Below are 11043 nucleotides of genomic sequence, written 5' to 3' on the forward strand. Positions count from 1 at the left end.
CCCCTGGGCCCGCCGCCGCACCCCCCTGGAGCCGGCCGAACTGGCGGCCACCCCGCTGATCCTCCGCGAACGGGGTTCGGGCACCCGCCAGGTCCTCGACGCGGCCCTGGCCACCCACGGCGGCCTGTCCGAACCCCTCCTCGAACTCGCCTCCACCACCGCCGCGAAGGCGGCCGCGGTCAGCGGCGCGGGCCCGTCCGTCCTGAGCGAGCTCGCGATCGGCGAGGAACTGGCGGCCCGCCGACTGGTCGAGATCCCGGTACGGGAGCTCTCCCTGAGCCGGGCCCTCCGCGCCGCCTGGCCCACGGGCCACCGGCCGACGGGGCCGGCACGGGAGCTGCTGGGGCTGACGCGGACCCGGGCGTAGGCGGTTCGCGGGCCGCGGTGCCGATCGGGCCACCGACGGGGCCGACCGCCTCCTCAGTCGCCGTACGGCCGCCACCGGGCGGCCTGCCCGATGGCCGCCCGGGACCCCCACCACCACGTGAGGACGGACAGGACGCCCAGGGTCCCCGCCGTGCCGGTGAGCATCGCGCCCGACAGTTCGATGCCCACAGCGGGATTCTCCTGCGGAACGGCCAGCCATACGGCCGCGACCAGGCTCGCGGCGATGGCCGCCAACAGCGGGGCGAGCAGCGCCCAGGCCGCTGTCGAGTAGTAGACCTGCCGCTTCCCGGTGAGCACGCTGAGCGGCGCCACCATGCGGCTGAACCGGAGGAACTCCGCCAGGTTGGCGAGGGCCACCGCCAGGGCGAGGATCAGCACTCCCGGCACGCCGAGGAAGACGATCCACCGGCCGTGGGCCGCCGAGAGGTTCGAACCGACGAGCCAGCTCGCGCCGGGAGGATCGACGCTCGCCGAGGCGACCGGCAGATCGTCCCGCAGCAACTGCTTGATCCGGGCCTCGGGCAGCTCCCCGCCGTCGTCGGAGACCAGGAGGAAGGTCTGCGGGCCGCCGGTCGTCGCGCGTGGGAGCACGGCTCCTTGCCGCACGTCGAACGTTCCGGCGACAGGGCTGGTCCAGCGCACGACTTCCACGATCCGTTTGTCGGCACCGGCCGACGTCCCCCTCGTCGTGCCCGCCGCGCAGGACAGCCGCACCGCCCGCAGGGCCTGGCAGGAGCCCTGCAACAGGACGGGATCGTCGGAGCGCGGGTCCTCGGGCTGGCGCAGGGAGAGCGTCACGGTGCCCGGGGGAAGGTGACCGAGCACGGTCGACGCCTGCTGCGGCGTCAGGCGGTCCATGCGCAGTTCCAGGATCAGTACGCTGCTGCCGATGCGGCTCGCCGTGGCGCGCGCGGCCCGGGCGGTCTCCCCGAACTGCAGGCTGGTGAGCTGCACCTGGCTGACCACGACCATGGCGATGCCCACCCCGGCGACGAGGCGCGCCGTGACCCCCGGGTGCGCCGCGGCGTGCCGACCCGCGACGAGCGCTCCCGCGCTGCCGGTCCGCCGCGCCAGCCCGGCCAGCTTCCTCCCGACGGTGGCCGCGGCCACCGCTACGGCGCACGGCAGAGTGGCCAGCACGGCGATCACGCCCGTGTTGTAGAGCTTCATCCTCAGGTCGGCGAACTGGGCGGGGTCCAGCTGCGCCGGTCCCCAGACGGTCGCGAACAGCAGGAGCGGGCACGCCATCGCCGCCCAGCGGATCGCCCGGCCGCCTCGGGCGGCCAGCCGGGTCGACCGCGCCGCGCCCCGGTTGCCCGTGCGGTGCATCAGGCAGACGAGCAGCAGGAGAGCCGCGACGGCCGCGACCCCGGCCAGGGTCAGCTCCCACCACCAGCGGCGCAGATCGGCCGAGGACAGCCAGTAGTCGATCCAGGGAAGCCGGACGTCCCCGGTGGCCCCCACCAGGAGGCCGGGAAGGGTGCCCAGCGCCGCGCCGACCACTACGGGCACCGCCGATTCACCGATGTTCAGCCATGCCCGTGCCGACCAGCCGCCGCCCAGGGCGCTCACCAACGCCGTACGCCTGTCCCGCCCCGCGGAGCCCATCCGCACGGCGACCACGGCGAGCACACCGGCGGGCAGCAGGATCAGATAGAGCGCGGTGAGCAAGCGCCCCTGGTCCTTGATGAACAGCGGATCGCCCGAGACCGACGCGCCGGGACCGCCGAAGCCGACCACGGGCAACGAGCCCTTCGCGTTGAGCTGTTCGTCCCGGGGGTTGACGTAACCGTAGCGTTCACCCGGGCCGGCCAGCCCTTCGTCACGGATCGAGCCGACGACCCTGCCGAAGCGGTCCGGCGCGCCCTCGGCCTTGAGCGCCCGGACGAGTCCCGGAGAGAGAACGGCCTCGCCCGGGGCGGGCCAGCGGTCGATTCCCGGGGGCAACGGCGCGTCCCACGACAGCGGGCGAAGGTAGACGATGCTGTGCTGGAGGTCCCCCGCGACGTCGAAGCCGTTGATGGCCAGGGTCACCGGCTTCCGGCCGGGATGGGCCTCCTGATACTGCAGGCCCCGGTGCGAGGACCGGGAGTGGATCCCGTCGTAGGAGGCCTGGACCGCCACGATGGCGGACAGGCCGAGGGCCAGCGTCGCCGCCGCCAGGAGCAGGGCCACAGCCCGCACTTGGCCGCCGCCCGCGCGCCGGGCGGACGCCCTCCCCATCCGCCACAGCTGCCGCCGAAGCGTGGATCCGCTCATCGCCGGACCCCCGTGTCGCGCCGTACGAGTGTGGCGCCCTCGAGCGCCCAGCACTGGTCCGCCCGCCCGGCGACGACGGGGTCGTGCGTGACGACGACCAGTGCGCACCCCCAGCGCTTCGGCACCGAGAACAACAGATCCGTGACGCCGTCCCGCGTGGCGGCGTCCAGCGCCCCCGTCGGCTCGTCGGCCAGCAGAACGCTGGGCTCGTTGACCAACGCCCGGGCGACCGCCACGCGTTGCCGTTCCCCTCCCGAGAGATGGCCGGTCGACACCCCCTGATACGGAACCCCCAGTTCTGCCAGCAGGGTCTCGGAGCGCGCGTACGCCTCCCGGGTGCCGGTCCCGCCGAGCAGCGCGGCCAGTGCGACGTTCTCCACCGGGGTCAGCTCCGGCAGCAGCTCCCCGAACTGGAAGACCACCCCGATATGACCGCTCCGGTGCCGCTCCAGCCGCCGCTGCCGCATCCGGGTGAGATTGGCGCCGGCCACCTCGACCGACCCTCCGGAGGGCCGGATGAGTCCCAGGGCGCAGCCGAGCAGAGTGCTCTTGCCGCTGCCGCTCGGCCCCACCACGGCCGCGGACTCCCCCGCGGCGACCTGAAGACTCACCCCGTCCAGCAGCACCCGGCCGGCGATCTCGTATCTGAGACCGTGTAACGCCAATGCCCGGCCGTCACCGGCCCCGTTGCCCGTCCCTCGGCCCACGGCGTTTCTCCTCGCTCATTCATCGGCCGTACAGCAGTGTGGGAGGGGCGACTGCTGGGCCGCACCCCTCCCACGGTTCCGCATACTCACCCGGCGCGCTCCGGCGACGGATGGTTCACGCCAAGTGCCGCCCTACTGGCGGTAGGCCCAGCTGCCGCACTCGTCGTCGTTGTCCGGAACCCAGTTGCAGGCACGGAGCTGGATGACCGTGCTGCCGGAGTCGCTGTACTGAGTCGTGCCCGGACCGCTCTTGTTCCACAGGTGGTACACGTCGCCGCCGCCCGCGGAGCGCATGTGGTCCGTGTGGGACTTGCCGTTGGCATTCTGCTTCAGCGCGACCTTCGTGTTGGTCCCGTAGGAGTAGGCGTAGGCATCCTTGCCGGGCGAGAACGAACCCATGTCCGACGCGAACGCCGGCGAGGCCCCCAGCAGAGCAACTCCCGCGATCATGAACGCCGCGGCCTTCTTGGCCACTGTCCGCTTCATCGTCATCTCCTCATGTGTCTCAACAAGGCAGCCGTGAATACCCGTCGGCCGGTGGTCGTGCCTCCCGGCCGGGCTGCTGATCGACAGTTCAGCCGGAGCGGTGGCCGACGGTCGAGGCGTTTCCCGGTTTCCTCTCCGGACAGGTGACCGGGAAACAGTCGCCGACCTGCGCGGAATCAACAGAGGGACCGGCCTCGGCCAGGGCGCGGCAACGACTCGCACCACGCCCGAAAGTGCCGTTGATCCTCCCCAGCCGACACTGAAATGATCTTCAAGGGGGGTGGACCGACGCCCCGGGGAGGGGACCAGTCAGTGGAAGGCAGAGGCCACGGAGCCGGTGGTCCGGCCGTCGACACTCCGTCCTCGGGGACGGAGCACGCCGGCGAGCGGTTACGGCGGCTGCGTCTCGAACGCGGGGTGCCGCTGGCCAAGCTGGCCCGGTCGGCGTTCTACAGCAAGGGCTACCTGAGCAAGGTCGAGAACGGCGAGAAGCCACTGACCCCGGACCTCGCACGGGCCTGCGACCAGGCTCTGGACACCGGCGGAGTGCTCCAGCTGCTCGTCGGGACACCGGAGTCCGGCGGCGGGTCCCGGCCGCGGGACGAGGGGGCCTGCCCCTATCGGGGGCTGTCCCCGTTCGGGGCCGAGGACGCCCGCTGGTTCTTCGGGCGCGACGAAGCCGTCGCCGGTGTGGTCTCCCGGCTGACGGAGCGGCTCCGGGCCCCGGGGCCCCTGATGGTCATGGCACCTTCCGGCGCGGGCAAGTCCTCCTTGTTACGGGCGGGGCTGGTGCCCGCGTTGCGGCGCGGGGTGCTGCCCGTCCCCGGTTCGCACGCCTGGCCGGTCATCCTGCTCACTCCGGGCGACCGTCCCGTCGAGGAGCTCCTGGACCGGTTGGCGAAGGCGACCGGGGCCCCGCGCCGGCTGCTCGGCAAAGCTCTGGAGGACGGTCCCGGAACCCTGGCCGCGACGGTGCGCGCCGCCACGGACGGCTTGCGTCCCGCAGACTCCGAGGCCCGGATCGCTCCGGTGATCGTGGTGGACCAGTTCGAGGAGACGTTCACCCTCTGCCACGACGTATCCGAACGCCTCTCCTTCGTGGCGGCCTTGCTCGCCCTGGCCGGAGACCGGCAGGACGCCGGGGACGGGGTACCGACCGCTCTGGTCGTCCTGGGAGCCCGGGCGGACTTCTACGACCGCTGCCTGGCGCATCCCGGGCTGGCGACCTCCCTCCAGCACGGCCACGTCACTCTGGGACCGATGAGTGACGCCCAGTTGCGCGACGCCATCGTCGCGCCCGCTCGTGAAGCCGGCCTGAAGGTGGAACCGGGGCTGGTCGAGGTCCTGTTGCGGGACATCGGCCTCACGCCCGTCGGTACGGGGGACACCGGCGTCCCCGGTGCCGGGGCGCTCCCTCTGCTCTCCCACGCCCTCCTCGGCACCTGGCAGCATCGGGAGAACGCCACGTTGACGGTGGCCGGCTACCGGCTGACCGGGGGTGTCTCCGGGGCAGTGGCCGCGACCGCGGAGCGCGCCTACACCTCGCTGGGCCCGGAACAGCGAGTGGTGGCCCAACGTGTCCTGCTCCAGCTCGTCCACGTCGGAGCGGAGAAGGAGACCGGCCATCGCACCCGCCGCGAGGAGCTGTTGGGCAGCGGCCCGTCACAGGAGACGGTCGGAACCGTCCTCGAGGTCTTCACCCACGCCCGTCTGCTGACCATGGACACCGACCACGTGGAGCTGGCGCACGAGATCCTCCTCCACGCCTGGCCCCGGCTGCGCCGGTGGATCGAGAACGACAGGGCCGAACTGCGCGGCCGTCAACTCGTCGCGGACTCCGCCGCGATGTGGGAGAGCGCAGGCCGCGACGAGGGCCTCCTCTACCGGGGCAGCCTGCTGGCCGCGGCCGGCAGATGGCTCAAGGATCCGGAGAGCGGGGCCGCTCTCACCCCTACGGCCCGCGCATACCTCGAAGCCAGTATCGAGCGGGGAACGGCCGAGAAACTGCGGCAGCAGCGCGGCGTGCGGCGCCTGCGCGCCTTGGCCTCCGGCCTCGCGATGCTGCTCGTCCTCGCGCTGGTGGCCGGCGTGGTGGCCTTCCAGCAGTACCGGACCGCCCAGACCCAGCGCGGCCTCGCCGTCTCCCGTGAACGCGCCGCCCGCGCCGATTCCCTGGCCGCCGGGCGTCCGGAGGCGGCGATGCTCACCGCCCTGAGCGGTTACCGGCAGGCACCGACCGTCGAGGCCCGCAGCAGTCTGCTCGGCGCGTACGCGCAGTATCACGCCCAGCAGCTCACCGGGCACGACAGACATGTCAACGCGGTGGCTTTCAGCCCCGACGGCCGGATGCTGGCCACCGCGAGCGCGGATCACAGCGTAAAGCTGTGGGACACGGCCACCCGTGAGGTGCTCGCCACGCTGTCCGGACACACCGATTCAGTGGAGGGCGTGGCGTTCTCACCCGACGGCAGGACACTGGCCACGGTGGGCGTGGACCGAAGCGTGAAGCTCTGGGACGTCACCACGCACCGCTTGATCACCACCCTGCTCGGGCATCGTGACGCGGTCACCTCGGTCGCTTTCTCCCCCGACGGGCATACCGTGGCCACCGCCGGATTCGACCGCACCGTACGCCTGTGGGATGTCGGCGCCCAACGGCAGGTCGCCGCGCTCACAGGACACACGGACTTCCTCTACGGAGTGGCGTTCTCACCGGACGGGCACACCCTGGCCTCGGTCGGCTCCGACCGCACGGCACGTCTCTGGGACGTCGCCTCGCGGACGCTCCGGGCCACACTGACCGGCCACACCGACACCCTGCAGGGCGTGGCGTTCTCACCCGACGGCCGGACACTGGCCACCACGAGCAGGGACCGCACCGTCCGTCTGTGGGACGTCCCCGCCCACCGGCAGACCGCAACGCTCACCGGGCACACGCAATCCGTCTCCGGCGTGGCGTTCTCACCCGACGGCCGGACGGTCGCCTCCGGCGGCTACGACCGCACGGCGCGTCTGTGGGACGTCGCGACGGGAGAACCGGTCGCCGCACTCGACGCCTGCGCCGACGAGGACGTCGTCACAGCGGTGGCCTTCTCACCGGACGGGCACACCCTGGTCACGGCCAATACCGGCGTCGCCTTCGCCGATCTGTGGGAGGTGTCCACGCGCAATCGGCTCGGCACCCTGTCCGGGCGGCCCGTTCGTGACGCAGTCGCCCGTTTCAGCCCCGACGGCGGCGTCCTCGCCATCGGTGACGCGCGGGGCACGATCAGGCTGAGGGACACCCGCACCCTGCGGCCGCTGGCGGCCTTCACCGGAAGCACCGCGGGCTTGAGCCGGCTCGCTTTCACACCCGACGGCCACGGACTGGCCGGCGTGGACGACAAGGGCTCCGTGCGCTTCTGGGACACGACCACCCAGCGGCAGACGGCGGCCCTGTCAGGGGACGCCGGGCCGGTCAACGCGGTGGCCTACTCCCCCGACGGCCGCGTCCTCGCCACCGCCGGTGCCGACGGCACCGCACGGCTATGGGACACGGCCACGCTCCGTCAGATCTCCGCGCTCACCGGACATCGACGGGACATCATCGACATGGTGTTCAGCCCCGACGGGCACACACTGGCCACCGCCGGCGCCGACGGCACGGCACGGCTCTGGGACACGCGTACGCGCCGAAGCCTGGCGGCCTTCAGCCACCCCGATACGGTCTCGGCGGTGGCCTTCTCTCCCGACGGCCGGACACTGGCCACCGCCTGCAAAGACCGGTCCGTGAGGCTGTGGGCCGTGTCCACGCGCAGGAGGACCGCCACCCTGACCGGTCACACCCTCAATGTCCGTGGGCTGGCGTTCTCCCCTGACGGCCGGACGCTGGCCACCACCAGTGGTGACCACACGATCCGGCTGTGGGACCCGGCCGGACGCCGGACCAGGGCCGTGCTCACGACAGGGACGTCCCAGACGTCACCGGCCTTCTCTCCGGACGGCCGGACCCTGGTCACCGCGAGCGTGGACGGCTCGGCACGACTGTGGGCCCTCGTACCCGACGACGTGGCCGGGCAGGTGTGCGAGCTCGGCAGGAAGCACCGCTGGGGACGGCTCATTCCCGGTCTCCCCCGGGACACGCCCTGCGCGTAGGCGGCCGGGGACGCTGCGCGGTGCCGCGCAGCGCGTCTCCCGCTCCGTCTCACCCCACCGACGAGTACGCCACGACCCCCCGCAGCAGCCCCTCGACCGCCTTGCGGGCGTTGCGGGTGACCGGGCTGCCGGCCGGGGCCGCGGCCGCGATCTGGCCCAGGACGTCGATGAGCTGCTTCGTCCAGCGGACGAAGTCGCCGGCGGGCATCTCGATCTCGCGCAGGACCTCGTCCAGGCCGTGGCCGGAGGCCCAGCGGTAGGCGGGCCAGGCGAAGCCGAGGTCGGGTTCGCGCTGGCCGACGCCCTCCGCCTGGTTGATCTTGTGCTGTTCCTCCAGGGCGTCGAGGCGGCCCCAGATGCGGACCATCTCGCCGAGGGCGTCCTTCGCGGGGCCGGCGGGGAGTTTCGGCGGGGCGGCGTCGTCCGCGACGCGGGCCTCGTAGACCAGGGCGGAGGCGCAGGCGGCCAGCTCGGCGGGCTTGAGGCCGTCCCAGACGCCCTCGCGGAGGCACTCGGAGGCGAGCAGGTCGAGCTCGCCGTAGAGGCGGGCGAGGCGGCGGCCGTCCTCGGTGACCTCGTCGCCGTGGAGGTAGTCGAGGTCGGTCAGGAGGGCGCAGATGCGGTCGAAGGTGCGGGCGATGGTGTTCGTACGGCCCTCGATGCGCCGCTCCAGCTGGCGGGTGTCGCGCTGGAGGCGGTGGTAGCGCTCGGCCCAGCGGGCGTGGTCCTCTCGCTCGTCGCAGCCGTGGCAGGGGTGGGAGCGGATGGCGGTGCGCAGCCGGGAGATCTCGCGGTCGTCGGCGGCGGGGGCCCGGCCCTTGCGGTGCCGGTCGGGGACTATGTGCCCGGCCTTGGTGCGCAGGGCGGAGGCGAGGTCGCGGCGGGACTGGGGGCTGCGCGGGTTGAAGGAGCGGGGGATGCGCATCCGCTCCAGCGGCTCGACCGGCACCGGGAAGTCGATCGAGGCGAGCCGCTTGACCTGCCGCTCGGCGGTGAGGACGAGCGGGCGCGGGCCGTCGTGGTGGTCGAAGCCGCGGTGGCGGTCGGAGCGGCCGGGCGGCAGGCCCGGGTCGAGGACCAGGGCCAGGCCGGCGAACTTGCCGGTGGGGACGTGGATGACGTCGCCGGGCTTGAGCCGCTCCAGGGCGGCCGCGGCGGCGGCCCGGCGCTGGGTGGCGCCCTGCTTGGCGAGCTCGGTCTCACGGTCCTTCAGCTCGCGGCGCAGCCGGGCGTACTCCTCGAAGTCGCCGAGGTGGCACTCGATGGCCTCGCGGTAGCCGGCGAGGCCCTCCTCGTTCTTCTGGACCTGGCGGGAGATGCCGACGACGGACTTGTCCGCCTGGAACTGGGCGAAGGAGGTCTCCAGCAGCTCGCGGGAGCGGTGCCGGCCGAACTGCGAGACCAGGTTGACCGCCATGTTGTACGACGGCTTGAAGCTGGAGCGCAGCGGGTACGTGCGGGTGCCGGCCAGGCCGGCGAGGGCGGCGGGGTCCATGCCGCGCTGCCACAGGACCACGGCGTGGCCCTCGACGTCGATGCCACGGCGGCCGGCGCGGCCGGTGAGCTGGGTGTACTCGCCGGGGGTGATGTCGGCGTGCTGTTCGCCGTTCCACTTGACGAGCTTCTCCAGCACGACCGAGCGGGCGGGCATGTTGATACCGAGCGCCAGGGTCTCGGTGGCGAAGACGGCCTTGACGAGGCCCTTGACGAAGAGCTCCTCGACGACCTCCTTGAAGGTCGGCAGCATGCCCGCGTGGTGGGCGGCGATGCCGCGCTCCAGGCCCTCGAGCCAGTCGAAGTAGCCGAGGACGTGGAGGTCCTCGTCGGGGATGGCGGCGGTGCGCTCCTCGACGATGGCGCGGACCTTGGCGCGCGCCTCGTCGTCGTTGAGCCGCAGGCCGGCGTAGAGGCACTGCTGGACGGCGGCCTCGCAGCCGGCGCGGCTGAAGATGAAGGTGATGGCGGGCAGCAGGCCCTCGGCGTCGAGCCGCTCGATGACCTCGGGGCGGCCGGGGGTCCAGATGCGGCTGCGCTGGCGGCGCTCGCGCTCGCGGTCGGCCTCGCGGATCATCTTGCCGCGGCGGCGCTCGCGCGGGTTGTAGACGCGGCTGTTCTCCATGCGGGCCATGCGCAGCAGGTCGGGGTTGACCTCGCGGCGGGCGGCGCCGCGGCCGCCGTGGTCGGTCTCCTCCTCGAAGAGGTCGTACATCCGGCGGCCGGCGAGCACGTGCTGCCAGAGCGGGACGGGGCGCTCCTCGGAGACGATCACCTGGGTGTCGCCGCGGACGGTGTCGAGCCAGTCGCCGAACTCCTCGGCGTTGGAGACGGTGGCCGACAGGGAGACCAGGGTCACGGACTCGGGGAGGTGGATGATCACCTCTTCCCAGACGGCGCCGCGGAAGCGGTCGGAGAGGTAGTGGACCTCGTCCATGACCACGTAGCCGAGGCCGATCAGCTCCTGCGAGCCGGCGTAGAGCATGTTGCGCAGGACCTCGGTGGTCATGACGACCACGGGGGCCTCGGCGTTGACGCTGTTGTCGCCGGTGAGCAGGCCCACCTTGTCCGCGCCGTAGCGTTTGACGAGATCGCTGTACTTCTGGTTGGAGAGCGCCTTGATGGGCGTGGTGTAGAAGCACTTGCGGCCCTGGGTGAGGGCCAGGTGGACGGCGAATTCGCCCACGATGGTCTTGCCGGAGCCGGTCGGCGCCGCGACCAGCACGCCCTTGCCCGCCTCCAGGGCGTTGCATGCCTCTATCTGGAAGGGGTCGAGCTCGAATTCGTACATCTCGCGGAAAGGGGCGAGCGCGGTGGCCTGCTCGGCGGCGCGCTGCCGTGCCAGGGCGTAGCGCTCAGCAGGGGACATGTCCTCGGTCATCTTGTCTACGAGCCTACCGGGGACCTCCGACAGCCACCTGATCTTTATCGAGCTCCCAGGAGCCGTACCGCCGCCGGGACGGTCTCGGCGGTGAGCGGCAGCGTTCCCAGGGGTTCGCCGTCGGCGTAGGCGGTGATTCCGTCCGCTTCGAGGGTCACCGTGGTGGCGCGGTGGGTGGTCACGGCGGGGTGGGTG

At 72.5% G+C, this 11043-nt stretch carries 6 protein-coding genes and 1 pseudogene; 2 read left to right on the plus strand and 5 right to left on the minus strand.

Features of this window, described 5'->3' with window-relative positions:
* On the plus strand, positions 1-367 hold a 367-nt coding region (locus K6I33_RS23920), incomplete at its 5' end, for a LysR substrate-binding domain-containing protein (RefSeq protein ID WP_229356582.1).
* 53 nt (positions 368-420) lie between these two features.
* On the opposite strand, the gene K6I33_RS23925 is transcribed toward K6I33_RS23920, so the two are convergent.
* The 3 genes from K6I33_RS23925 to K6I33_RS23935 all read right to left on the minus strand — a co-directional run bounded on the left by K6I33_RS23925 (position 421) and on the right by K6I33_RS23935 (position 3839).
* Entirely contained in the window at positions 421-2646 is a 2226-nt protein-coding gene (locus K6I33_RS23925; RefSeq protein ID WP_229356583.1) for a hypothetical protein, read from the minus strand.
* Positions 2643-3353: an ABC transporter ATP-binding protein gene (locus tag K6I33_RS23930; RefSeq protein WP_229356584.1), complete on the minus strand. Its 711-nt coding sequence runs from the start codon at positions 3351-3353 to the stop codon at positions 2643-2645. The genes K6I33_RS23925 and K6I33_RS23930 overlap by 4 nt, the downstream gene beginning before the upstream one ends.
* Positions 3354-3485: 132 nt before the next feature.
* Positions 3486-3839, minus strand: a complete 354-nt coding sequence (locus K6I33_RS23935) for a hypothetical protein (RefSeq protein WP_229356585.1) — start codon at positions 3837-3839, stop codon at positions 3486-3488.
* 312 nt (positions 3840-4151) lie between these two features.
* Here K6I33_RS23935 and K6I33_RS23940 point away from each other — a divergent pair, with 312 nt between their 5' ends.
* Positions 4152-7973: a helix-turn-helix domain-containing protein gene (locus K6I33_RS23940; RefSeq protein ID WP_229356586.1), complete on the plus strand. Its 3822-nt coding sequence runs from the start codon at positions 4152-4154 to the stop codon at positions 7971-7973.
* A 49-nt stretch (positions 7974-8022) separates the two neighbouring features.
* On the opposite strand, the gene K6I33_RS23945 is transcribed toward K6I33_RS23940, so the two are convergent.
* Both K6I33_RS23945 and K6I33_RS23950 read right to left on the minus strand, forming a co-directional pair.
* Positions 8023-10848 (minus strand): RNA helicase, encoded by a 2826-nt coding sequence (locus tag K6I33_RS23945; protein WP_229356587.1) that lies wholly within the window; start codon positions 10846-10848, stop codon positions 8023-8025.
* Between the two features lie 44 nt (positions 10849-10892).
* Positions 10893-11043, minus strand: a pseudogene (locus K6I33_RS23950) (sphingosine kinase); the annotation flags it as partial.

The organism is Streptomyces sp. UNOB3_S3 (assembly GCF_020740895.1).
Classification (GTDB): Bacteria; Actinomycetota; Actinomycetes; order Streptomycetales; family Streptomycetaceae; genus Streptomyces.